General features: G+C 71.6%; 20 protein-coding genes. 13 read left to right on the forward strand and 7 right to left on the reverse strand.

The genetic code is table 11. From position 1 onward, the window contains the following. Positions 1-33: 33 nt before the first annotated feature. Positions 34-690, reverse strand: a complete 657-nt coding sequence (locus ACIQFX_RS34230; protein ID WP_402471357.1) for a TetR/AcrR family transcriptional regulator — start codon at positions 688-690, stop codon at positions 34-36. On the opposite strand from ACIQFX_RS34230, the gene ACIQFX_RS34235 reads away from it, so the two are divergent. The 7 genes from ACIQFX_RS34235 (at position 644) to ACIQFX_RS34265 (ending at position 10,560) form a co-directional block, all read left to right on the forward strand. Next, complete coding sequence (locus ACIQFX_RS34235) at positions 644-1,996, forward strand: glycoside hydrolase family 3 protein (RefSeq protein WP_402471359.1); 1,353 nt, start codon at positions 644-646, stop codon at positions 1,994-1,996. The two genes, ACIQFX_RS34230 and ACIQFX_RS34235, sit on opposite strands and share 47 nt — an antisense overlap. A gap of 276 nt (positions 1,997-2,272) precedes the next feature. Continuing rightward, positions 2,273-3,349: a 5'/3'-nucleotidase SurE gene (gene surE, locus ACIQFX_RS34240; RefSeq protein WP_402471362.1), complete on the forward strand. Its 1,077-nt coding sequence runs from the start codon at positions 2,273-2,275 to the stop codon at positions 3,347-3,349. 220 nt (positions 3,350-3,569) lie between these two features. Then, positions 3,570-4,241 (forward strand): spermidine synthase, encoded by a 672-nt coding sequence (locus tag ACIQFX_RS34245; protein WP_402471364.1) that lies wholly within the window; start codon positions 3,570-3,572, stop codon positions 4,239-4,241. A gap of 85 nt (positions 4,242-4,326) precedes the next feature. Continuing rightward, positions 4,327-5,064 (forward strand): response regulator transcription factor, encoded by a 738-nt coding sequence (locus ACIQFX_RS34250; protein WP_402471365.1) that lies wholly within the window; start codon positions 4,327-4,329, stop codon positions 5,062-5,064. A 26-nt stretch (positions 5,065-5,090) separates the two neighbouring features. Continuing rightward, entirely contained in the window at positions 5,091-6,182 is a 1,092-nt protein-coding gene (locus ACIQFX_RS34255; protein ID WP_402471366.1) for an ATP-binding protein, read from the forward strand. A 331-nt stretch (positions 6,183-6,513) separates the two neighbouring features. Further along, positions 6,514-10,287 carry a multifunctional oxoglutarate decarboxylase/oxoglutarate dehydrogenase thiamine pyrophosphate-binding subunit/dihydrolipoyllysine-residue succinyltransferase subunit gene (locus ACIQFX_RS34260; RefSeq protein WP_402471368.1) on the forward strand — a complete coding sequence of 1,258 codons (3,774 nt, stop codon included), beginning with the start codon at positions 6,514-6,516 and terminating at the stop codon, positions 10,285-10,287. Positions 10,288-10,377: 90 nt separating this feature from the next. Then, positions 10,378-10,560 (forward strand): DUF6104 family protein, encoded by a 183-nt coding sequence (locus ACIQFX_RS34265; RefSeq protein WP_019075209.1) that lies wholly within the window; start codon positions 10,378-10,380, stop codon positions 10,558-10,560. 43 nt (positions 10,561-10,603) lie between these two features. Here ACIQFX_RS34265 and ACIQFX_RS34270 read toward each other — a convergent pair whose 3' ends face one another. Continuing rightward, positions 10,604-11,455, reverse strand: coding sequence for a hypothetical protein (locus ACIQFX_RS34270; RefSeq protein ID WP_402471371.1), 852 nt, complete (start codon positions 11,453-11,455; stop codon positions 10,604-10,606). 149 nt (positions 11,456-11,604) lie between these two features. Here ACIQFX_RS34270 and ACIQFX_RS34275 point away from each other — a divergent pair, with 149 nt between their 5' ends. Together ACIQFX_RS34275 and ACIQFX_RS34280 are read left to right on the forward strand one after the other, a co-directional pair. Further along, positions 11,605-12,480 (forward strand): DUF4097 family beta strand repeat-containing protein, encoded by an 876-nt coding sequence (locus ACIQFX_RS34275; RefSeq protein ID WP_402471373.1) that lies wholly within the window; start codon positions 11,605-11,607, stop codon positions 12,478-12,480. A 1-nt stretch (position 12,481) separates the two neighbouring features. Then, positions 12,482-13,381 (forward strand): PadR family transcriptional regulator, encoded by a 900-nt coding sequence (locus ACIQFX_RS34280; RefSeq protein WP_402471375.1) that lies wholly within the window; start codon positions 12,482-12,484, stop codon positions 13,379-13,381. 36 nt (positions 13,382-13,417) lie between these two features. Here ACIQFX_RS34280 and ACIQFX_RS34285 read toward each other — a convergent pair whose 3' ends face one another. From ACIQFX_RS34285 to ACIQFX_RS34295, 3 genes are all read right to left on the reverse strand, one after another. Then, positions 13,418-14,815, reverse strand: a complete 1,398-nt coding sequence (locus ACIQFX_RS34285) for a cellulase family glycosylhydrolase (RefSeq protein WP_402471376.1) — start codon at positions 14,813-14,815, stop codon at positions 13,418-13,420. A 78-nt stretch (positions 14,816-14,893) separates the two neighbouring features. Next, positions 14,894-15,859 (reverse strand): zinc-binding dehydrogenase, encoded by a 966-nt coding sequence (locus ACIQFX_RS34290; RefSeq protein WP_402471378.1) that lies wholly within the window; start codon positions 15,857-15,859, stop codon positions 14,894-14,896. Positions 15,860-15,999: 140 nt separating this feature from the next. Beyond that, a complete protein-coding gene (locus ACIQFX_RS34295; RefSeq protein ID WP_402471380.1) occupies positions 16,000-17,211 on the reverse strand; it encodes an NADP-dependent malic enzyme in 1,212 nt (403 codons plus the stop codon). 536 nt (positions 17,212-17,747) lie between these two features. Between ACIQFX_RS34295 and ACIQFX_RS34300 the strand changes: the two genes are divergently transcribed. The 3 genes from ACIQFX_RS34300 to ACIQFX_RS34310 are packed head-to-tail and all read left to right on the forward strand — an operon-like array spanning position 17,748 to position 20,469. Beyond that, positions 17,748-18,725, forward strand: coding sequence for an ABC transporter substrate-binding protein (locus tag ACIQFX_RS34300; protein ID WP_402471383.1), 978 nt, complete (start codon positions 17,748-17,750; stop codon positions 18,723-18,725). A 29-nt stretch (positions 18,726-18,754) separates the two neighbouring features. Beyond that, positions 18,755-19,711: an amino acid ABC transporter permease gene (locus tag ACIQFX_RS34305; RefSeq protein WP_402471385.1), complete on the forward strand. Its 957-nt coding sequence runs from the start codon at positions 18,755-18,757 to the stop codon at positions 19,709-19,711. Then, the gene (locus ACIQFX_RS34310; protein ID WP_402471388.1) at positions 19,708-20,469 is read left to right on the forward strand and encodes an amino acid ABC transporter ATP-binding protein; all 762 of its coding nucleotides are present in this window, start codon (positions 19,708-19,710) and stop codon (positions 20,467-20,469) included. The genes ACIQFX_RS34305 and ACIQFX_RS34310 overlap by 4 nt, the downstream gene beginning before the upstream one ends. 244 nt (positions 20,470-20,713) lie before the next feature. Here the strand turns inward: ACIQFX_RS34310 and ACIQFX_RS34315 are convergent, their stop codons facing one another. Further along, complete coding sequence (locus tag ACIQFX_RS34315) at positions 20,714-21,463, reverse strand: class I SAM-dependent methyltransferase (protein ID WP_402471391.1); 750 nt, start codon at positions 21,461-21,463, stop codon at positions 20,714-20,716. Between the two features lie 97 nt (positions 21,464-21,560). Here ACIQFX_RS34315 and ACIQFX_RS34320 point away from each other — a divergent pair, with 97 nt between their 5' ends. Continuing rightward, a complete protein-coding gene (locus ACIQFX_RS34320; RefSeq protein WP_402471393.1) occupies positions 21,561-22,190 on the forward strand; it encodes a CGNR zinc finger domain-containing protein in 630 nt (209 codons plus the stop codon). Here ACIQFX_RS34320 and sodX read toward each other — a convergent pair. Next, a complete protein-coding gene (sodX, locus tag ACIQFX_RS34325; protein ID WP_402471396.1) occupies positions 22,094-22,528 on the reverse strand; it encodes a nickel-type superoxide dismutase maturation protease in 435 nt (144 codons plus the stop codon). The two genes, ACIQFX_RS34320 and sodX, sit on opposite strands and share 97 nt — an antisense overlap. Positions 22,529-22,680: the final 152 nt, after the last annotated feature.

Here is a 22,680-nt window from a genome sequence, read left to right on the forward strand (position 1 = left end):
ACTCCGGCCCGGCCTTCCGCTCGCGGCCCCGGGTCAGTCCCCGGTCGCCGCGAGCGCCGCGTACTGGCGCCGCAGGTAGCCGCCGACGCGGGTCGGCATGTCCATGGAGGCCGGGTCGAGGGCCCACTGGATCTGGAGGCCGTCCATGACGGCGAGGTGCTCCTGGGCGACGGCGAGGCAGTCGGTGTCGGGGCGGAGTTCGCCGCGGCGGACGGCCGCCTCCAGGAGGTCGACGGTGTGCCGGAGCACGCGCGCGTAGCGCTCCTTGAAGTAGTCGTGGGCGGGGTGGCCGACGTTGCCGGACTCGCCCACCAGGACGTTGAACATGCGGACGATGCCGGGGCGCCGGGTGTTCTCCTCGATCAGGGCGACGAGGGTGTCGAGGTAGGCCCTGTACGACGCGGGCTCCTCGCCGAACAGGCGCTCCACGTCGTGCCGCTCGCTCTGCGCGAGGACCGAGAGGAGCAGGTCCTCCTTGCTGCGGAAGTGGTGCAGCAGTCCGCCCTGGGTGATGCCGCAGTCGTGGGCGATCCGGGCGAGCGAGGAGGTGTGGAAGCCCCACCGCCCGAAGTGGTCGACGGCGGTGTCGAGGATCTTCTGTCGGCGCGCGTCACCGAACGCGTAACTGCCCCGGCCTGCGCTCTTGCGGGGCGTCGGCGACCCGGAACTGGTCTTCCGCTTCGCCGACACCGTCCGCCGCGAGTACCTCTCCGTCGACTTCCGCACCGCGCTCCACCCGCAGATCGGCCTCGCGACCGAGCCCCGCTGGTCCCGCCAGTCCGGCACCTTCGGCTCGGACGCCGCGCTGACGGCCGAACTGGTCGGGGCGTACGTCCGCGGCCTCCAGGGCGACCGCCTCGGCACCGACTCCGTGTCCGCCATGGTCAAGCACTTCCCCGGCGGCGGCCCGCAGAAGGACGGCGAGGACCCGCACTTCCCCCACGGCAAGGAGCAGGTCTACCCCGGCGGCCTGCGCGACCTGCACCTGGAGCCGTTCAGGGCGGCCGTCGCCGCCGGCTGCGCGCAGATGATGCCGTACTACGGTCAGCCCGTCGGCACCGACTGGGAGGAGGTCGGCTTCGGCTTCGACCGGGGCGTCATCGACGGACTCCTCCGCCGGGAGCTCGGCTTCACCGGCATCGTCTGCACCGACTGGGGCCTGCTCACCGACGCCGTCGTCTTCGGCGAGACCCACGAGGCGCGGGCCTGGGGCGTCGAGCACCTGAGCGTCGCCGGGCGGGCGGCCAAGGCCCTCGACGCGGGCGTCGACCAGTTCGGCGGCGAGCAGTGCCCCGAGGTGATCGTGGAGCTGATGGCGTCGGGCCGGATCCCCGAGTCGCGGGTCGACGACTCCGTACGCCGCCTGCTGCGCGAGAAGTTCCTCCTCGGACTCTTCGACGAGCGGCGGTACGTCGACCCCGACGAGGCCGCGGAGACCGTCGGCCGCGCCGACTTCAAGGCCGCGGGCGCCGCCGCCCAGCGCCGCTCCCTCACCGTCCTCACCGACGGACCGCTCCCCCTGGCGGGCCGGCCGAGGCTGTACGTGGAGAACGTCGACCCGGCGGTCGCGGCGGCGTACGGCGAGGTGGTCGCCGACCCGGCGGAGGCCGACCTCGCCGTCCTGCGGCTGCGCACCCCGTACGAGGAGCGGCCCGACCTCTTCGAGTCCTTCTTCCACTCCGGCTCCCTCGCCTTCCCCGACGGGGAGCTGAACCGGATCCTCGGACTGCTCGCCGCCGCGCCGACGCTGGTCTGCGTCAACCTGGAGCGGCCGGCCGCCCTGCCGGAGATCGCCGAGCGCGCGGCCGCGCTGATCGCCGACTACGGCGCGAGCGACGAGGCCCTGCTCGACGTGGCCTTCGGCCGGGCGCGGGCCGAGGGGCGGCTTCCCTTCGAGCTGCCCCGCTCCATGGCCGCGGTCGAGGCCTCGCGGCCCGACGTCCCGAACGACACGGCGGACCCGGTCTTCCCGTACGGCCACGGCCTGTCGCTGTAGGCCGCGCGCCGGCCGGGCCGGAGGTCCGCCCCGGGCCTGCCGGAGCCCTGCCGGCGGCCCGCCGCAGTCCCGGCCCGGCACGCGCGGCCCCGCAGCCACCGCAGCCCGCAGCGCACACCCGCCGCAGTCCCGCCGGAGGCCCCGGCGCGGACGCGGCACCCCCAGACCGCGGAGTACCTGAACGACTCCGCGCACGATCCGGGGCCCTCCCGAGGGGGGGCCGGGCCCCGGATCGATCCCCCCTGCCCGCATGTCATGCACCTGAAGGGTTCTCCCATGCGCAAGCGCACCCACCTCGCCCTGTCCGCGGCCACCGCCGTACTCGCCGGAGCGGGCGCCACCGCCTACGCCACGACGGCGGACACCGCCGCGTCCGGCCCCGCCCGCCCGCTCGCCGGGATGCGGATCCTGATCTCCAACGACGACTCGATGCAGGCCGCCAGGGCGAGCAACTCCGACGGCCTCGGCCTCTACGAGCTCCGCCGCGCGATGTGCGCCGCCGGGGCGGACGTCGTCGTCATGGCCCCCTGGCAGGTCCGGTCCGGCAAGGGCACGGCCGTCACCAACGGCGGCGTCGTCACCGCGCAGCGCCGCACCGCCCTGCCGGCCGGGCACGAGAGCGACTGCGCCCAGGCGCCCTCCGGCGGCGCGGTCTACGGCGTCTGCCTCTCCGCCGGCCCCTGCGCCAAGGACTCCCCGTCCGCCACCCCCGCCGACACCGTGAAGCTCGCCCTGCGCGGCGGCCTCAGAGCGAAGGCCGGCTGGACCGAGGCCCCCGACCTCGTCCTCACCGGCATCAACTCCGGCCCCAACGTCTCCGCCAGCGTCGACGACTCCGGCACGGTCGGCGCGGCCGTCGCCGCCATCGAGCAGGGCGTCCCGGCGCTCGCCTTCTCCTCCTCGGGCGACGAGAGCCAGCTGAACTTCCCCCGCGTCAACCACCGGGCGCACGCCGAGTTCGGCGCCCGCCTCGTCGCCGGGCTGAAACAGCGCGGACTGCTGACCCCGAAGTTCGCCCTGAAGGTCGACTACCCCGACGTCAGCGCGGGCGCGAAGGCCAAGGCCCCGGTGTGGACCCGCGTCGGCGACGGTGCCGTCGTCTACCACGCCTTCGAACAGCGCGGGGACGGCGACACCTTCGACATCGCGCTCGGCCTCTGCCCGCTGGACGGCAGCGGCGAGGGCGAGTGCGCCGAGGGCCGCGAGGACGCCGACTCCACCTGGCTGCTCGACAAGGGCCACGTCACGATCGCCCCGGTCACCTGGGACCGCACCTACGGCACCCCGGTCGACGCCCGCCGCGAGCTGAACCGCGTCGAGCACTTCGTGAAGCACGAGGCCTCCCGCCCCTGAGCCCGCGCGGCACCCCGCGCCGCGCGGGACCGGCCGCACGCTCCCGCCCCGCGGACCGGCCCGGGGAGTCCGCCCCGCGGACCGGGCCCCGCGGATCCACCCCGCGGACGACCCCACGAGTCCGCTCCGTGACGCCTCGACTCCGAAACGTGTTTGCCCCGGCTTCCCCGCACCGCGAGGATGGCCGGGACCGACCGCCGAGACGAGAGCGGACAGAACGATGACGTCCTCCCCCTTGACCCTCGACCGCCGCGAAGGACCGTACGGAGAGATCGTGCTGCGCCGCCGCGCCGAGCACTTCGAGATCATCGCCAACGGCACCTTCCTCATGGACACCTCCGACGGCCGCTCCGAGCGGCTCCTGATCGACGCGGCCCTGGCCGCCCTCCCCGCCGGCTCGCGCTCCGGCGCCACCGTCCTCGTCGGCGGCCTCGGCGTCGGCTTCTCGCTCGCCCACGCCGCCGCCGACCCCCACTGGGGGCGCATCGTCGTCGCCGAGCGTGAGGAGGCGATCATCGACTGGCACCGGCAGGGCCCGCTCGCCACCGTCTCCGGGGCCGCGCTCGCCGACCCGAGGACCGTGATCCTGCACACGGACCTGATGGACTACCTCCGCGGTACCACCGACATGTACGACGCCCTCTGCCTGGACATCGACAACGGCCCCGACTGGACGGTCACCGAGGACAACGAATCCCTTTACTCGGCCGAAGGATTGGCGGCCTGCGCCGCACGCCTGAAACCCGGCGGGGTGCTCGCCGTGTGGTCCGCCCGGCCGTCCGCCGATTTCGAAGGGTCGTTGCGGAATGCCGGATTCAGCGGGGTACGGACGGAAGAGATCCCGGTTGCCCGGGGCGTCCCCGACGCGGTCCACCTCGCCGTACGTCCCTGAGGGCGCCCGGACCGCTCCTGGATAGCCGGGACGCCGCCGGTACCTCTAGGCTGCTGAGCCGACATCGGCGACGCGAGGCGGGGCAATGGAGCAGACACACACCACTCACCACGGTGCGGCGGCCACTCCGGGGGCCCAGCGGCGCGTCCTGGTGGTCGAGGACGACGCCACGATCGTCGAGGCGATCTCCGCGCGGCTGCGCGCCGAGGGCTTCCTCGTGCAGACCGCCACGGACGGTCCCGCGGCCGTCGACGCGGCCGAGGCCTGGCAGCCCGACCTGATGGTCCTCGACATCATGCTGCCCGGCTTCGACGGCCTGGAGGTGTGCCGCCGGGTCCAGGCGCAGCGCCCCGTCCCGGTCCTCATGCTGACCGCCCGCGACGACGAGACCGACATGCTGGTCGGCCTCGGCGTCGGCGCGGACGACTACATGACCAAGCCGTTCTCGATGCGCGAGCTGGCCGCCCGGGTGCACGTGCTGCTGCGCCGGGTGGAGCGGGCCGCCCTGGCGGCGGTGACCCCGCGCAGCGGCATCCTGCGCCTGGGCGAGCTGGAGATCGACCACGCGCAGCGCCGGGTCCGGGTGCGCGCGGAGGACGTGCACCTGACCCCGACCGAGTTCGACCTGCTGGTCTGCCTGGCGGGCACCCCGCGGGCGGTGCTCTCCCGCGAGCAGCTCCTGGCCGAGGTCTGGGACTGGGCGGACGCCTCGGGCACCCGGACCGTGGACAGCCACATCAAGGCGCTGCGCCGAAAGATCGGAGCCGAGCGCATCCGCACGGTCCACGGAGTGGGTTACGCGCTGGAGACCCCGGCGCTGTGAGCCGGCCGGGGCCGGGAGGGCCGCACGTGGGACAGGGACCGCACCGGCCGCGGAGGCCCCGCCGGATCGTGATCTCGATCAAGACGAAGCTGGGCGCCCTGGTCGTCGGGGCGGTCCTGCTGACCTCCGCCCTCGCCCTGGTGGCGATCCGCACGTCCACGGAGTTCCGGTACATCACGGTCTTCGCGATGATCGCGACCCTGCTGATCACCCAGTTCGTGGCGCAGTCCCTCACGGCTCCCCTCGACGAGATGACGACGGTGGCGGGGTCGATCTCGCGCGGCGACTTCAGCCGCCGGGTGCGGGGCGCGGACCGGCGGGACGAGCTGGGCGACCTGGCGTCGACGATCAACCGCATGGCGGACGACCTGGAGGCCGTCGACCGGCACCGCAAGGAGCTGGTGGCCAACGTCTCGCACGAGCTCAGGACCCCGATCGCCGCGCTGAGGGCGGTCCTGGAGAACGTCGTGGACGGGGTCTCCGAGGCCGATCCGGAGACCATGCGGTCGGCCCTGAAGCAGACCGAGCGGCTCGGCCGGCTCGTCGAGACGCTGCTGGACCTGTCACGTCTTGACAACGGTGTCGTGGCGCTGCGGGCGAGCCGTTTCGAGGTGTGGCCCTATCTGTCGGGGGTGCTGCGGGAGGCGAACCTCGCCGCCTCCCAGCGCGGGCTGTCCTCGACCTCGGGACTGCACAACCGCACGGACGTGCACCTGCACCTGGACGTGTCGCCGCCCGAGCTGGTCGCGCGCGCGGACGCGGAGCGGCTGCACCAGGTGATGGCGAACCTGATCGACAACGCGGTGAAGCACTCGCCGCCGCACGGCCGGGTCACGGTCCGGGCCCGGCGCGGCCCGTATCCGGACTCGCTGGAGCTGGAGGTCGAGGACGAGGGTCCCGGCATCCCGGAGTCGGAGCGGCACAAGGTCTTCGAGCGGTTCAACCGCGGCTCGGCGCCGCACCGGTCCGGTCCGGGCAGCGACGGCGGCACGGGTCTGGGCCTGGCGATCGCGCGCTGGGCGGTGGATCTCCACGGCGGCGGGATCGGTGTGGCCGAATCGTCACGCGGCTGCCGCATCAGAGTCACTCTTCCGGGCAGCCTTCGCTCAAGAGATTGACGTAGGGTTCGAACCGGAAGCGTACGTTCTGCGTGTACGTGGACGGGACCTGCCTGTACGTGAGCGGACATGCGCCTACGTGAGCGGGACCTGCACCTACGTGAGCGTTGCGCGATCAGGGATGCAGCCGAAGGGGGCCGTGCCCGCGCTTTTCCGTACCCTCACACCGACGGAACCAGGGTTGTTTCCCGCCATTCACGGCCCCGAAACACCCCGTCAAGTGTGACTTGCGCGACGTTGGAGTGCCCGGCCTGCACCTCTCGGCCGGACAGGCGTAGCCTTTATTTCCGCTGTCCATCACCTTGCGAAGCGGAAGAGGGCGGTTGCCGCCGTGTCGTCTCAGTCCCCCAGTACCCCGAGCTCCCCGGCCGACCAAGACGGGCCGGGCGTGAGCCCCGCCGCCGCCTTCGGTGCCAACGAGTGGCTCGTCGACGAGATCTACCAGCAGTACCTCCAGGACCCGAATTCGGTCGATCGTGCCTGGTGGGACTTCTTCGCCGACTACAAGCCCGGCGCATCGGAGACCCCGGCCGCACCGGCCACCACCACTCCGAGCGCGTCCGCCGCGCCGCAGGCGGGCCCCGCACAGGCCGCGCCTTCGGCCCCCGCGGTCGTCCCGGCCCCCGCGCCCGCCCCGGCCGCGACCCCTGCCCCGGTGAAGCCGGCCGCGGCCCCCGCGCCGGCCGCCGCGAAGCCCGCCGCCGCTCCGGCGCCGGCCAAGGCCGCCGAGGCCCCCGCGGGCCCGGAGCTGATCACGCTGCGCGGCCCCGCCGCCGCGGTCGCGAAGAACATGAACGCCTCCCTGGAGGTGCCGACGGCCACGTCCGTCCGCGCCGTCCCGGTGAAGCTGCTCTTCGACAACCGGATCGTGATCAACAACCACCTGAAGCGCGCCCGGGGCGGGAAGATCTCCTTCACGCACCTCATCGGCTACGCGATGGTGCAGGCGATCAAGGCCATGCCGTCGATGAACTACTCCTTCGCGGAGAAGGACGGCAAGCCGACCCTGGTCAAGCCGGAGCACGTGAACTTCGGTCTCGCGATCGACCTGGTGAAGCCCAACGGCGACCGCCAGCTCGTCGTCGCGGGCATCAAGAAGGCCGAGACGCTCAACTTCTTCGAGTTCTGGCAGGCGTACGAGGACATCGTCAAGCGCGCCCGCGTGGGCAAGCTGACGATGGAGGACTTCACCGGCGTCACGGTCTCCCTGACCAACCCCGGCGGCCTCGGCACCGTCCACTCCGTGCCGCGCCTGATGCCCGGGCAGTCGGTCATCATGGGCGTCGGCTCGATGGACTACCCGGCCGAGTTCCAGGGCACCTCCCAGGACACCCTGAACAAGCTGGGCATCTCCAAGGTCATGACCCTGACCTCGACGTACGACCACCGGGTCATCCAGGGCGCCGCCTCCGGCGAGTTCCTGCGCGTCGTCGCCAACTACCTCCTCGGCGAGGAGGGCTTCTACGACGACATCTTCAAGGCCCTGCGCATCCCCTACGAGCCGGTCCGCTGGCTCAAGGACATCGACGCGTCGCACGACGACGACGTCACCAAGGCCGCGCGGGTCTTCGAGCTGATCCACTCCTACCGGGTCCGCGGCCACGTCATGGCCGACACCGACCCGCTGGAGTACAAGCAGCGCAAGCACCCCGACCTGGACATCACCGAGCACGGCCTCACCCTGTGGGACCTGGAGCGCGAGTTCGCCGTCGGCGGCTTCGCCGGCAAGTCGATGATGAAGCTCCGCGACATCCTCGGCGTGCTGCGCGACTCGTACTGCCGCACCACCGGCGTCGAGTTCATGCACATCCAGGACCCGAAGCAGCGCAAGTGGATCCAGGACCGCGTCGAGCGCCCGCACTCCCGCGTGGAGCGCGAGGAGCAGCTGCGGATCCTGCGCCGGCTGAACGCGGCGGAGGCCTTCGAGACCTTCCTGCAGACGAAGTACGTCGGCCAGAAGCGCTTCTCCCTGGAGGGCGGCGAGTCCGTCATCCCGCTGCTCGACGCGGTCATCGACTCGGCCGCCGAGTCGCGCCTCGACGAGGTCGTCATCGGCATGGCCCACCGCGGCCGCCTGAACGTCCTCGCGAACATCGTGGGCAAGTCGTACGCGCAGATCTTCCGCGAGTTCGAGGGCAACCTCGACCCGAAGTCGATGCACGGCTCCGGCGACGTCAAGTACCACCTGGGCGCCGAGGGCACCTTCGTCGGCCTCGACGGCGAGGAGATCAAGGTCTCCCTGGCCGCCAACCCCTCCCACCTGGAGGCGGTCGACCCGGTCCTGGAAGGCATCGTCCGCGCCAAGCAGGACGTCATCAACAAGGGCGGCACGGACTTCACGGTCCTGCCCGTCGCCCTCCACGGTGACGCGGCCTTCGCCGGCCAGGGTGTCGTCGCCGAGACGCTGAACATGTCGCAGCTGCGCGGCTACCGCACCGGCGGCACGGTCCACATCGTCATCAACAACCAGGTCGGCTTCACCGCCGCCCCGGAGTCCTCGCGTTCCTCGATGTACGCGACCGACGTGGCCCGCATGATCGAGGCGCCGATCTTCCACGTGAACGGCGACGACCCGGAGGCCGTGGTCCGCGTCGCGCGGCTCGCCTTCGAGTTCCGCCAGACGTTCAACAAGGACGTCGTGATCGACCTCATCTGCTACCGCCGCCGCGGTCACAACGAGGGCGACAACCCGCAGTTCACCAACCCGCAGATGTACAACCTGATCGACAAGAAGCGCTCGGTGCGCAAGCTGTACACCGAGTCGCTCATCGGTCGCGGCGACATCACCCTCGAAGAGGCGGAGCAGGCGCTCCAGGACTTCCAGGGCCAGCTGGAGAAGGTGTTCGCGGAGGTCCGCGAGGCCACCAACGCCCCGGCGTCGACGACGGTCCCGGACGCCAAGGCCGCCTTCCCGGTCGACGTCACCACCGCGGTCTCCCAGGAGGTCGTGAAGCGGATCGCCGAGTCGCAGGTCAGCATCCCGGAGCGGATCACGGTCCACCCGCGCCTGCTGCCGCAGATGCAGCGCCGTGCCGCCTCCATCGACGACGGCACCATCGACTGGGGCTTCGGCGAGACCCTCGCCATCGGCTCCCTGCTGATGGAGGGCACCCCGGTCCGCCTCTCCGGCCAGGACTCCCGCCGCGGCACCTTCGGCCAGCGCCACGCGGTCCTGGTGGACCAGGAGACCGGCGAGGACTACACCCCGCTGCTCTACCTGACCGAGGAGCAGGCCCACTACAACGTCTACGACTCGCTGCTCAGCGAGTACGCGGCGATGGGCTTCGAGTACGGCTACTCCCTGGAGCGCCCGGACGCCCTGGTCATCTGGGAGGCCCAGTTCGGTGACTTCGTCAACGGCGCGCAGACCGTCGTCGACGAGTTCATCTCCTCGGCCGAGCAGAAGTGGGGCCAGACCTCCGGCGTCACGCTGCTCCTGCCGCACGGCTACGAGGGCCAGGGCCCGGACCACTCGTCCGCGCGCCCGGAGCGCTTCCTCCAGATGTGCGCCCAGGACAACATGACGGTCGCCATGCCGACGCTGCCGTCGAACTACTTCCACCTGCTGCGCTGGCAGGTTCACAACCCGCACCACAAGCCGCTCATCGTCTTCACCCCGAAGTCGATGCTGCGTCTGAAGGCGGCGGCGTCGAAGGTCGAGGAGTTCACCACCGGCGGCTTCCGCCCGGTGATCGGCGACACGACGGTCGACCCGGCCGGCGTCCGCAAGGTCGTCTTCTGCGCCGGCAAGGTCTACTACGACCTGGAGGCCGAGCGGCAGAAGCGCGGTGACACGGAGACCGCGATCATCCGTCTGGAGCGCCTGTACCCGCTGCCGGGTGCCGAGCTCCAGGCCGAGATCGCCAAGTACCCGAACGCCGCGAAGTACATCTGGGCGCAGGAGGAGCCGGCGAACCAGGGTGCGTGGCCGTTCATCGCGCTCAACCTGATCGACCACCTGGACCTGGCGGTCGGTGCGGACATCCCCGCGGGCGAGCGCCTGCGCCGGATCTCGCGTCCGCACTCCTCCTCCCCGGCGGTCGGCTCGGCCAAGCGCCACCAGGCGGAGCAGCAGCAGCTGGTCAACGAGGTCTTCGAGGCCTGATCGACCACCCCGTACGTGTACGGGAGGAGGCCCGGCATCCCGAGAGGGGTGCCGGGCCTCCGGCGTTTCCGGATTGCCTATTCTGGTCGCATGTACTTCACCGACCGTGGCATCGAGGAACTGGAGAAGCGGCGCGGCGAGGAGGAGGTCACCTTCGAGTGGCTCGCCGAGCAGCTGCGGACCTTCGTCGATCTCAACCCCGACTTCGAGGTGCCGGTCGAGCGCCTCGCGACCTGGCTGGCGCGTCTGGACGACGAGGACGACGACGAGTAGGAGGCGCGCCCGGCGGCGGGGTCAGTCCCGCGGCCGTCAGGGGTCAGTCCCGCAGCCGTTCGCAGGCTAGCCCGAGCACCCCGTGGGCGACGAGCAGCGCCCCGGCCGTCGCCCAGCCGCCGCTGCGCCGGGCGATGCCCCAGGCGAGCAGCGGCACTCCGGCGGCCAGCTGGGCCCCGCTCAGGGCGCGCGCCAGGGGGCCGTGCGCGTACCGGCCGAGGGGCCCCTCCGCCACCGCGTCGAGTTCGGCGCGCACGGCGTCGCCTCCCCAGGCCTTCAGCTTCGTGAGGGCGGGGGCGATCCCGTGGCCCGGCCCTTCGAGCTGTTCTGCGCCCTGGGCCAGGGCGACGGAGCGGAGCCGGTCGGCGTGCTCGCCGGGGGTGAGGCCGGCCGGCAGGGCGAGACCGGCGCGGGCGAGGACGGCGACGACGCCGACGAGCCGGCTGTGGGCGTCGGCCTCCGGGTCGGGCTCGGTGAGCGGTTCCAGGACCTGGACGTCCAGGACGGGGTCGAGGGCGAGCCGGGCGGCGAAGGTCCGCATGGCCTCGTCCTCGCCGACGGGGGTGCCGTCCGCGAGCCAGGTGTAGCCGACGGTCCGGCGGAAGCCGGCGGCGAGCGTGAGTCCGGCCCTCTCGCGGTCCCACCACAGTGCGACGACGGGCCAGGTGGCGGCGGAGACCGCGAGGGCGGTGGCCCAGCCGGTGACGACCTGCTCGACCGGCTCCCCGCCGTGCAGCCAGGGCTTCCCCTCCGGTACGAGCACGGTCCAGCCGGTGCCCGCGGGGGCGAGGAGGAGCTGTTCCCCGAGGAGGCCGGCGGGCGGGCGGACCGCCGGGGGGTCGGCACGGCAGAGCAGCAGCGCCCCGACGGGGTTCGGTCCGGATGTCGCGTTCATGGGCCCTACGCTAGGCCAATTTGTCCGTATGTGAACGCAATTGACCCCACTCTGTCAGGGGAGAGTCAGGGTTGACTTCCCATGGCCGCGATATATCGTGTCTATCGAGAGACGCGATATGTTGCGTTGCCGAACGGGAGGTCAGCACCATGACACAGTGGTCCGTCACCGAGCCGGTGAAACTCGCGCCGGCCGGCCCCGTCGCCCGCCTGCAGGTCCGCATCGTCAACGGCGCGGTGAACGTGGTGGGGACCGACGAGAGTTCCGTCCGCGTGGAGATCTCCGAGATCGACGGCCCGCCCCTGATCGTGTCGCAGGACGGCTCCACGCTGACCGTGAGCTACGAGGACCTGCAGTGGAAGAGCATCCTCAAGTGGCTCGACCGCAAGGAGTTCAAGCGCCGCGCCGTCGTCTCCGTCGCCGTCCCCGCGGGCGTCGACGTCGAGGTGGGGGTCGTCGGTGCCGAGGCCGTCGTCTCCGGCGTCAGCGGACGTACGGAGGTGCGGGGCGTCACGGGCGACACCACCCTCCTCGGGCTTTCGGGCCCGGTCCGCGCCGAGAGCGTCTCGGGCAACCTGGCGGCACAGTCGGTGACGGGTGCCCTGCGGGTCAACTCGGTGACCGGGGACGTCACGGTGATCGAGGGCTCGGGCGCCTCGGTGAAGGCCGACACGGTCAGCGGCGACATGGTCGTCGACCTCGACCCGGCCGAGCTCGACGGACCGCCCGCGGACATCCGGCTCACCAGCGTCTCCGGCGAGGTCGCCATCCGGCTGCCGCACCCGGCGGACGCCCGGGTCGAGGCGAGCACCACCAGCGGCTCCGTGTCGAACGCCTTCGAGGACCTGCGCGTGGGCGGCCTGTGGGGCGCCAAGTCCATCACCGGCACCCTGGGCGCCGGCCGGGGCACGCTCAAGGCGACCACCGTCTCCGGCTCCATCGCCCTGCTCCGCCGCCCCGAGGCGGACGAGGACACCGCCCCCCTCCCGCCCGCCGCCCCCTCCGCGACCGGAAAGGTGCTCTGACATGCCCCCCGTCTTCGCCCACGGCCGCCTGCGCCTCTATCTGCTCAAGCTGCTCGACGAGGCCCCCCGCCACGGCTACGAGGTGATCCGCCTCCTGGAGGAGCGCTTCCAGGGGCTCTACGCGCCGTCGGCCGGCACGGTCTACCCGCGGCTCGCCAAGCTGGAGGCCGAGGGCCTCGTCACCCACGCCAGCGAGGGCGGCCGGAAGGTCTACTCGATCACCGACGCGGGCCGCGCCGAGCTGGCCGGGCGCGACGCCGAACTGGAGGACCTGGAGCGGGAGATCCGCGAGTCGGTCTCCGAGCTGGCGGCGGAGATCCGGGACGACGTGCGCGGTGCGGCCGGCCGGGTGCGCAGCGAGATGCGCGCGGAGGCGGGGCGGACCCGGGCGGCGGAGTTCTCCGCCTTCGCCGACGCCAAGGAGGAGCTCCGCCGGGTCGGGCAGGAGTGGAAGGAGCAGGCCCGCGAGGCCCGCGCCGAGGCCAGATCCGCGCGCCGCCAGGCGAAGGAGTTCCAGCGGATCGCCCAGCAGGTGCAGGAGGAGGTCCAGGACCACTTCTCGCGCGGCGACTGGCCCAAGGGGGTCTGGGAGGGGATCTCGGACATCACGGCCCAGCTCGGCGGCCTGGTCGCGGGCACGACCCACCCGAAGGCCGCCGACCGGGAGCCGCCGTTCGCGGAGTCCCCGGCCGCGGACGCTCCGGAGTGGGCCGGGGAGACCGAGCCGTCCGGCGACCCGGCCCGCGACCTCGACCGCCTGCTCGACCGCTTCCGCGACGAGATCCGCGACGCGGCCCGCGACCACGGGGTGACCCAGGAGCAGCTGACCGAGACCCGCCACCACCTCTCGACGGCCGCGATCCGCATCACCGGCCTGCTGCGCCCGCGTTCCGAGGCATGACCTCCCGGCCGCGGTCGAACCCCGGTCGGCCGGGGTTCAGCCGCGGGTGGCGGTGACCGTCACCCGGGCGCCCGGGGCCGCGAGGACCCAGGCGCGGCCAGGGGCCTTGCGGAGGACGACGGCGCCGCCGCGGGCGGTCACGCGCCAGGTGCCGGGCGGCAGGGAGAGTTCGGTGACGCGGGGGCCGCGTCGGCCGGCGGAGTCGTACGACAGGCGGTAGACGCCCGCCGCGGGATCGTAGGTGCTGGAGCGGACCGCGCCCGCGACCGCCTCGGCGTACGGCTCGGCGGTCAGCTCCTTGTTCGTGCGGAAGGAGCCGGCGCCGTCGACCGCGCAGTAACCGCCGCCGTAGCACCACACGTAGCCCGCCCAACCGGAGCCGTAGCGGCCGAGGGAGGCCATCGCGTCGCGGTAGAAGGCGTTCATCTGCGGAAGGGAGTTGTTGAGCGGCCCCCACTCCCCCACCACCACGGGCACCTCGTACTCCTGGGGGTACAGGGTGACGGCCCGTTCGTAGCTCTCGATCCAGCCGGCGGCGGGGTCGTAGTCGGCGCCGGCCTCCATGCCGGTGTTGTAGAAGTGCGGGGCGTAGACGATCTTCGGGTCGTCGATCCGGCCGAGTCCGGTGGGCACGCCCTCGCCGACGATCGGGGTGGGCTCGACGAACACCCAGGCGTCCCGGTCGGCGGAGCGGACCGCGTCCGCCAGCCGGTTGTACATCGGGGTGAGCTGGTCGCGTTCGATGCGCCGGGCCGCCGTCGGCAGGTCCTCGCCCTCCCGCAGCTCGCCCATCGGCTCGTTGATGAGGTCGTAGCCGAGGACGGCCGGATGGTCGGCGAAGCGGTCGGCGAGCACCCGCCACATGCGGGCCTGGGCGCGCCGCAGGTCCTCGTCCTCGTAGAGGTGGGTGAACGCCCGCTGGACGGCGGGCTCGAAGTACTCGGAGAACCAGTCGTCCGGGTGCGGGGTGAAGGGCAGTCCGTCGGTCCTGGTCGCCCAGGCCGGCACGCCCCGGTGGCCGAAGGCGGGCCCGAAGACGTCCTGGTGGGCGTCGACGAGGACCTTGACGTCGTGCTTCCGCGCCCAGTCCAGGATCCGTTCGATCTTCCGCAGGTAGGCCTGGCTGTACTGGCCGGGCCGCGGCTCCAGGTCGTCCCAGAAGACGAGCAGGCGGGCGAAGTTGAAGCCCTTGGCCCGCATGTCCCTGAAGTGCTTCTCGGTGATCGCGGAGAGGGCGGCGTCGCCGCTGTTGGCCTTGTCCTCGACGTTCCAGCCGCGCAGGGTGAGGACGCGGCCGTGCGCGTCGGTGAGGGCGGGTATGCCCCTCGCCGCCGGGGCGGCCGGGCCCGCCGGAGCGACCGGATCCGCGTGGGCGGCCGTCGGGGCGAGCAGCGCGGCGACGGCGACGGCCGCGGCGAGGGTGGTTCGCAGCAAGGGGACCTCCGGCACGACAAGGTGAGTGATGTTCACGTTTCTCGTGCCGGAGATCTCATCAGGTGTACTGACGCGTCATCAAGAGGTCGTCAGCACGATCTTTCCGAAGAGTTCACCGGAGGCCATCCGCTCGAAGCCCTCCCGGGCCCGGTCCAGCGGCAGCACGTCGTCGACGAGCGGCCGGACGCCCGTCGCCGAGCAGAACGACAGCAGGTCCTCCAGCTCGTCCTTGGAGCCCATCGTCGAGCCGACGACCTTCAGCTCCAGGAAGAAGATCCGGGTCAGCTCCGCGTGGGCGGGCCGGTCGCCGCTCGTGGCACCCGAGATGACGAGCGTGCCGCCCGGCCGCAGCGACTTCACCGAGTGCGACCAGGTGGCGGCGCCGACGGTCTCGATGACCGCGTCCACCCGCTGCGGAAGCCGCGCGCCCGGCTCGTACGCCTCGACGGCCCCGAGTTCGACGGCCCGCTTCCGCTTCGCCTCGTCCCGGCTGGTGGCGTAGACCCGCAGGCCCGCCGCCTTCCCGAGGGCGATGGCCGCCGTGGCGACCCCGCCGCCCGCGCCCTGGACGAGGACCGAGTCGCCGGGCCGCACCCCGGCGTTGGTGAAGAGCATGCGGTAGGCGGTCAGCCAGGCCGTGGGCAGGCAGGCGGCCTCCTCGAAGGACAGCTCCTTCGGCTTGGGCAGCACGTTCCAGCGGGGCACGGTCACCCGCTCGGCGAACGTCCCCTGGTACCGCTCGGTGAGGATGGACCGCGGCTCGTCCGGCCCCACGCCGTGGCCGGTCTGGCCGATCACGGAGTGCAGGACGACCTCGTTCCCGTCCTCGTCGATGCCCGCGGCATCGCAGCCGAGGATCATCGGCAGCCTCCCCTCGGGCAGCCCCACCCCACGCAACGACCACAGGTCGTGGTGGTTCAGCGAGGCCGCCTTCACGGTCACGGTGGTCCATCCGGGCCGCACCTCGGGTTCGGGGCGTTCCCCCAACTCGAGGCCGTTCAGCGGCTGGTCACGGTCGATTCGGGCAGCGTAGGCAGCGAACATGGCCCCGACCCTAGGGTCCGACGGGTGCGTGGCGGAACCACACACCCGTGTGACACACCCCCCAGTCGCCCCGCGCACCTGAAGGGGCCCCGTCCCGCGCGGTGCGGAACGGGGCCCCTTCAGGGTGCCCAGGAGTGGGCTCAGCGGCGCGCGACGCCCTCGGCGCGGGCGGCGGCGGCGACCGCGGCGGCGACGGCCGGGGCGACCCGCTCGTCGAACGGCGACGGGATGACGCAGTCGGCGGCGAGCTGGTCGCCGACGACGTCCGCGATGGCGTTCGCCGCGGCGATCTTCATGCCCTCGGTGATCCGGGAGGCCCGGACCTGGAGCGCGCCGGCGAAGATGCCCGGGAACGCGAGGACGTTGTTGATCTGGTTCGGGTAGTCCGAACGGCCGGTCGCCACGACGGCCGCGTACTTGTGCGCGACGTCGGGGTGGACCTCGGGGTTCGGGTTGGCCATGGCGAACACGAAGGCGTTCGGAGCCATGGAGGCGACGGCCTCCTCGGGGACCGTGCCGCCGGAGACGCCGATGAAGACGTCGGCGCCGGCGAGGGCGGTCTCCAGGGAGCCGCTCAGGCCCGCCTTGTTGGTGAGCTCGGCGATCTCGCGCTTGACGTCGGTGAGGTCCTCGCGGTCCCGGCTGACGATGCCCTTGCGGTCGGCGACCGCCACGTCGCCGAGGCCGGCCTCCAGCAGGAACTTGGCGATGGCCACGCCGGCCGCGCCCGCGCCGGAGATGACGCCGCGGAGGTCGCCCAGGGTCCGGCCGGTCAGCTTCGCCGCGTTGCGCAGGGCCGCGAGCGTGACGATCGCGGTGCCGTGCTGGTCGTCGTGGAAGACCGGGATGTCGAGGCGCTCCTGGAGCTTGCGCTCGATCTCGAAGCACCGCGGGGCCGAGATGTCCTCCAGGTTGACGCCGCCGAAGGACGGGGCGAGCCGGACGACGGTCTCGACGATCTCGTCGGTGTCGGTGGTGGCCAGGGCGATCGGGACCGCGTCCACGCCGCCGAACTGCTTGAAGAGGATGGCCTTCCCCTCCATGACCGGGAGGGAGGCCTCCGGGCCGATGTCACCGAGGCCGAGGACGGCGGTGCCGTCGGTCACGACCGCGACGACCTGGGACTTCCAGGTGTAGTCGTTGACCAGCTCGGGCTGCTCGGCGATCGCGGTGCACACCTTCGCGACGCCGGGCGTGTAAGCGAGGGACAGGTCGTCCTTGTCCCGGAGGGGCACGGTGGCCTGCACGGCCATCTTGCCGCCCCGGTGGAGCGCGAAGACAGGGTCGAAGAGCTCTTCGGGAGTTCCTTCGGTACCGCTGTCATTGCGAGGATTGACGATCTCCGCTGCCATTGGGTTGACCCCTTAAGTCTGCTTCATTTGAGGGTGGCCGCTCCTGGTTGAGGAGGGGTGGGGAGGCACCGCGGCCGCCTTGTCGGGCAGCCGCTCGGGCGCGCCGCACAACGCGCCCTGAGCCCCGGATGAGGGGTGTAAGGATCCTTCTTACCGGACAGACGGCACCGCAGACGAGTCCATAACCTCTCGGTGACGCGACTCATACCGAGAGCATCCGGACACGGACGGAGAACGACACGTCACCCGATGTCCCGATAGGTGCAGACCCCACCCGAATGGTCGAGTTGAGCTCGTCCGAATGGCGAGATGAACCGCAGATTTTCCGGGGAAGGGGAAGGGATTCCGCAGATGGTCCGGCCTTGATGTACCGGGCTGTCGTGATTCGGGGGTCACCCGTTACCCGATTTTGACATCACTGGCCGTCGGTTTGAGGCGGTCCGAATGGCAAGATGCCGTAATCACACGAGGTCGCGGCACTCGAAGACGCGTACGCGACCTACTGGCAACTCCCTCAACGCCGGAGGAACCCGACCATGACCGCACGCTCCACGCGCTGTACGACCGCCGCCAAGACCCGCACGTCCCGTCTTGCCGCGGTCGCCGCCATCGCGGTCGCCGGCTCCATGCTGCTGACCGCCTGCGGCGACCAGACCGAGGGCGGCTCGACGCCCGAGGGCGGTACGAAGTCGAGCGCCGCCTCCACGGCCCCGCTCTTCGCCAAGCTGCCGGCGGACATCCAGAAGGCCGGCGTCATCAAGGTCGGCACGGACGCCACCTACGCCCCGATGGAGTTCAAGCAGGGAGCGACGATCGTCGGTGTCGACCCCGACATCGCCGCGGCGCTCTCCAAGCAGCTGGGCGTGAAGTTCCAGTTCGAGAGCGGCACCTTCGACACGCTGCTCACGGCCCTGCCGACCGGCCGCACCGACATCGTCATGTCCTCGATGACCGACACCAAGGCCCGCCAGGAGGGTCTGGACGACAAGGGCCAGAAGACCGGCACCGGCGTCGACTTCGTCGACTACTTCACCGCCTCCACCGGCATCCTGGTGAAGAAGGGCAACCCCGAGAACATCAAGTCGCTCGACGACCTGTGCGGCAAGAAGCTCGCGGTCCAGCGCGGCACCACGTACGAGCAGGCCGCGAAGGACCAGGCCGAGAAGTGCAAGAAGGACGGCAAGCCGGCCCTCACCTTCGAGTCCTTCCCGACCGACGCCGAGGCCCAGACCCGCGTCAAGGCGGGCGGCGCCGTCGCCGACCTGAACGACTCCCCGGTCGCCGCGTACATCGCGCAGACCGCGGGCGGCGGCAACGACTTCGAGGCCATCGCCAACAAGACCGACGCCGGCCTCTTCGGCATCGCCGTCGACAAGAAGAACACCCAGCTCCGTGATGCACTGAAGGAAGCCCTGGACGCCGCCATCAAGGACGGCTCCTACAAGGCCGCCCTCGACAAGTGGAACGCGGGCGACGGCGCGATCCCCGCGGCCCAGATCAACGGCGGCTCCTGACTTCCCGGCACCACTGAAGGGCAGTCGTTGTGACTGACAAGTTCGACAAAGACAAGGTCGACAAGGTTCCCGCCGGCGCGTCCCCCGCGCCGACGGCGATCCCGCCGGAGGCCATCAAGGCCATTCCGGTCCGCCACTACGGTCGCTGGGTCGCCGGCATCGTCGTGGTGGCCCTGCTGGTGCTGCTCGGCGTGGCGTTCTCCCAGGGCGATGTCCGCTGGGCGACCGTCCCCGAGAAGCTGTTCGACCCCAGCATCCTCGAAGGCCTGGGGAACACGGTCCTGATCAGCGTCGCCTCGATGGCGCTGGGTCTGGTGCTCGGCGTGCTCTTCGCCGTCATGCGCCTGTCCAAGAACCCGGTGACGAGCACCGTCGCCTGGCTCTACATCTGGATCTTCCGCGGCACCCCGGTCTACGTGCAGCTGCTGATCTGGTTCAACCTCGCCCTGATCTTCCCGATCTTCAACATCGGGTTCTACAAGGACGAGATGACCGACGTCATGACCCCCTTCCTGGCCGCCCTGCTGGGTCTCGGCCTCAACGAGGGCGCGTACATGGCGGAGATCGTCCGTGCGGGCATCCAGTCCGTCGACGAGGGCCAGACGGAGGCCGCGCACGCCCTGGGCATGTCGCAGTCGAAGACCATGCGCCGGGTGATCCTGCCGCAGTCGATGCGGGTGATCATCCCGCCGACGGGCAACGAGTTCATCAACATGCTGAAGACCTCGTCCCTGGTCGTGGCCGTGCAGTACCCCGACCTGCTGCGGGCCGCCCAGGACATCGCATCGACCTCGTTCGCGGTGATGGAGATGTTCTTCGTCGCCTCGATCTGGTACCTGATCCTGACCTCGGTGTTCAGCGTCGGGCAGTTCTACCTGGAGCGGCACTACGCCCGCGGGTCGCTGCGCTCCCTGCCGCCCACCCCGTGGCAGAAGGTCAAGGCGAACCTCTCCCGATTCTCCAACCGTGAGGCGGTGACCCGATGACCGCCATGGTGAAGGCCGAGGGCGTCCACAAGTCGTACGGCGCCGCGCACATCCTCAAGGGCATCGACCTGGAGGTGCAGAACGGCGAGGTGTTCTGCCTGATCGGCCCGTCCGGTTCCGGCAAGTCGACCTTCCTCCGGTGCATCAACCACCTGGAGCAGATCAACGCCGGCCGGCTGTACGTCGACGGCGAGCTGGTGGGCTACCGCCAGAAGGGCGACAAGCTCTACGAGCTGAAGGACGCCGAGATCGCCGCCCAGCGCCGCGACATCGGCATGGTCTTCCAGCGCTTCAACCTCTTCCCGCACATGACGGCCCTGGCCAACGTCATGGAGGCGCCCATCCAGGTCAAGGGCGAGACCAAGGCGGTGGCGCGCGAGCGCGCCGAGCGCCTGCTCGACCGGGTCGGCCTGGGCGACAAGGCGGGGAACTACCCCTCGCAGCTCTCCGGCGGCCAGCAGCAGCGCGTGGCCATCGCCCGTGCGCTGGCCATGGAGCCGAAGCTGATGCTCTTCGACGAGCCCACCTCGGCGCTCGACCCGGAGCTCGTCGGCGACGTCCTCGACGTCATGCGGGACCTGGCCGAGTCGGGCATGACGATGGTCGTCGTCACGCACGAGATGGGCTTCGCCCGTGAGGTCGGCGACTCGCTGGTCTTCATGGACGGCGGCGTGGTCGTGGAGTCGGGCAACCCGCGCGACGTCCTGACCAACCCCCAGCACGACCGCACCAAGGCGTTCCTGTCCAAGGTGCTGTAGCCCGTGTACGAAGGGGTGGTACGGGTTCCCCCGTACCGCCCCTTCGCCGTCTCCGACGGGTCCCGCGCACGGCCACCTCGCTACGAGGAGCAGGGCGGCCGCCTTGCGGAGTGGCCGCCTCACCGCGAGGAGCAGGATGGCCGCCTCACCGCGAGGTGCAGGGCTGCCGCCTCACCGCGAGGTGCGGGGCTGCCACCTCACCGCGAGGAGCGGGGCTGCCACCTCACCGCGAGGTGCGGGGCCGCTACCTCACCGCGAGGAGCAGGGTGTCCGAGGGCGAGGCCCAGACCGGGCGCGCCTCGGCGAAGCCGGCGGCGAGGAGGGTGTCGGCGTGCCAGCGGGCGGAGGGCGTGTCGCCGTCGGCGTGCTCGCCGTAGATCTCGAAGCGGCGGGCGGTGGGGCCGGCGAGGGCCGGGTCCGCGGCGGCGGCGGCCCACCACTCGGCCCAGTCCAGGGCCCCGGCGGCCTTGGCGCGGTCCATGGCGGCGTGGCGGTGGGCGCGCTCGGCGGCGTTGATGCGCGGGGTGGTCTCGTCGATCATGTGGTCGGCGTTGAGGAAGACGCCGCCCTCCCGGACGAGCCCGGCGAGCTGCCCGTAGAGGGCCGTCAGGGGCTCGCTGTGGAGCCAGTGGAGCGCGGTGGCGGTGAGGACGGCGTCGTACGTGTCGTGGGGCAGCCCCGCCGCCCAGGCGGGGTCCTTGAGGTCGGCGGCCACGAGGGTGACGCGCGGGTCGCCGGCGAAGTGTCCTTCGGCGATCGCCAGGAGGGCCGGGTCGAGATCCACTCCAGTACTGGTGGAATCGGGGAACCTCCGGAGGAGCCGATCCGTGATACTTCCCGTACCGCAGGCGAGGTCGAGCACGCGGGGCTTCGGTCCCACGACCGCTTCGACCATGTCGAGCATCACGCGGAACCGCTCCTCGCGGTCCGGCATGTACCACTCCTGCTGACGGTCCCAGCTCCGCTGCCAGGCCGCCCAGTCGGTTCCGGTCATCGCCGTACCCTCCCCGCTCCTTCGTAATACCCTCGAAGGGGACATAGCCATTACCCCTCACGACCGAGACCCTAGCCCGCCGGAGTAAGGACTACAAGTGGAACTGGCCTATTACTCGGACTATGCCGTGCGTCTGGTCAACACCGAGGAGCCGGCCCGCAACAAGGACACCCTGACCTCCGTCGAGGTCATCCGGGAGCTCTTCGGCCCGGCCACCCAGATGGCCCGACGGGTCACCGACCCCGACGTCAGCCGGTTCCGGTCGGTACGCGCCCGGCTCCGGGCGGTCTTCGTCGCCGCCGACGAGGGCAACCACACGGGCGCCGTCGACCTGCTGAACTCGCTCCTCCTGGAGTTCCCCGTCAGCCCCCAGATCTCCGGCCACGACCTCCTCGACGACGACGGCCGCCCCCGCTGGCACATGCACCTCGCCGACCACCCCTCGAACCCCACCGCGGGCTACGCGGCCATCGCGGCGATGGGCCTCGCCTTCCACCTGACCGAGTTCGGCGCCGACCGGCTCGGCCTCTGCCAGGCACCGCCCTGCCGCAACGCCTACCTCGACACCTCCACCAACCGCTCCCGCCGCTACTGCTCCGACCGCTGCGCCACCCGCGCCAACGTCGCCGCCTACCGGGCCCGCAAGCGCCTGGAGGCCGAGCGGACCGACCACACGGGCCTGACCGCCGAGAAGAGCCAGGAGAGCGTCACCGCGGCCGACCGCTGACGCCCCGGCGTCACCGGCCGGTACCGCGCCCGCACCCGCCCGAGGACCAGCTCGGGCGGCACGGCCCCGAAGACCCGGCTGTCCCCCTCGGCGGCCGGGTTGTCCCCCAGCACCCACCAGCCGCCGTCGCGTCGCTCGATCAGCCGCTTCACGATGAGCAGATCCTGCTGGAGCGGATGCCGCAGCACCGCCACGCACCCGGGCTTCAGCCGCCCGCCGTAGTGCACGAACAGCCGGTCGCCGTGGAGCAGCGCCGGCACCATCGACACCCCCGTCACCTCGGCGATCCCGAACGGCGGCCCGGCCTCCGCCACCTGCTCCCACCCCGACTCCCTCATCCGGCACCTCCCGATCCGCCCGCGCATCCGCTCGTCCACTCGTACACGAGTCCCATGGTGACCCTGGACTTTTGACCTAAGCCCCAGGGGGCGCCCGCGAAAACGCCCTTCTCACCGAGTAATGTCCCACCTGAGAAGACGATCACGAGGAA

Origin of the sequence: Streptomyces sp. NPDC093089 (assembly GCF_044754405.1) — a bacterium.
Classification (GTDB): domain Bacteria; phylum Actinomycetota; class Actinomycetes; order Streptomycetales; family Streptomycetaceae; genus Streptomyces.

What these genes read in the sequence shown, in the direction of transcription:
- ACIQFX_RS34270 (WP_402471371.1), bottom strand. Translation starts at nt 11,455, where the DNA reads ATGAACGCGACATCCGGACCGAACCCCGTCGGGGCGCTGCTGCTCTGC.
- ACIQFX_RS34300 (WP_402471383.1), top strand. Translation starts at nt 17,748, where the DNA reads ATGACCGCACGCTCCACGCGCTGTACGACCGCCGCCAAGACCCGCACG.
- ACIQFX_RS34310 (WP_402471388.1), top strand. Translation starts at nt 19,708, where the DNA reads ATGACCGCCATGGTGAAGGCCGAGGGCGTCCACAAGTCGTACGGCGCC.
- ACIQFX_RS34245 (WP_402471364.1), top strand. Translation starts at nt 3,570, where the DNA reads ATGACGTCCTCCCCCTTGACCCTCGACCGCCGCGAAGGACCGTACGGA.
- ACIQFX_RS34265 (WP_019075209.1), top strand. Translation starts at nt 10,378, where the DNA reads ATGTACTTCACCGACCGTGGCATCGAGGAACTGGAGAAGCGGCGCGGC.
- sodX (WP_402471396.1), bottom strand. Translation starts at nt 22,528, where the DNA reads ATGAGGGAGTCGGGGTGGGAGCAGGTGGCGGAGGCCGGGCCGCCGTTC.
- ACIQFX_RS34250 (WP_402471365.1), top strand. Translation starts at nt 4,327, where the DNA reads ATGGAGCAGACACACACCACTCACCACGGTGCGGCGGCCACTCCGGGG.
- surE (WP_402471362.1), top strand. Translation starts at nt 2,273, where the DNA reads ATGCGCAAGCGCACCCACCTCGCCCTGTCCGCGGCCACCGCCGTACTC.
- ACIQFX_RS34315 (WP_402471391.1), bottom strand. Translation starts at nt 21,463, where the DNA reads ATGACCGGAACCGACTGGGCGGCCTGGCAGCGGAGCTGGGACCGTCAG.
- ACIQFX_RS34280 (WP_402471375.1), top strand. Translation starts at nt 12,482, where the DNA reads ATGCCCCCCGTCTTCGCCCACGGCCGCCTGCGCCTCTATCTGCTCAAG.
- ACIQFX_RS34275 (WP_402471373.1), top strand. Translation starts at nt 11,605, where the DNA reads ATGACACAGTGGTCCGTCACCGAGCCGGTGAAACTCGCGCCGGCCGGC.
- ACIQFX_RS34290 (WP_402471378.1), bottom strand. Translation starts at nt 15,859, where the DNA reads ATGTTCGCTGCCTACGCTGCCCGAATCGACCGTGACCAGCCGCTGAAC.
- ACIQFX_RS34295 (WP_402471380.1), bottom strand. Translation starts at nt 17,211, where the DNA reads ATGGCAGCGGAGATCGTCAATCCTCGCAATGACAGCGGTACCGAAGGA.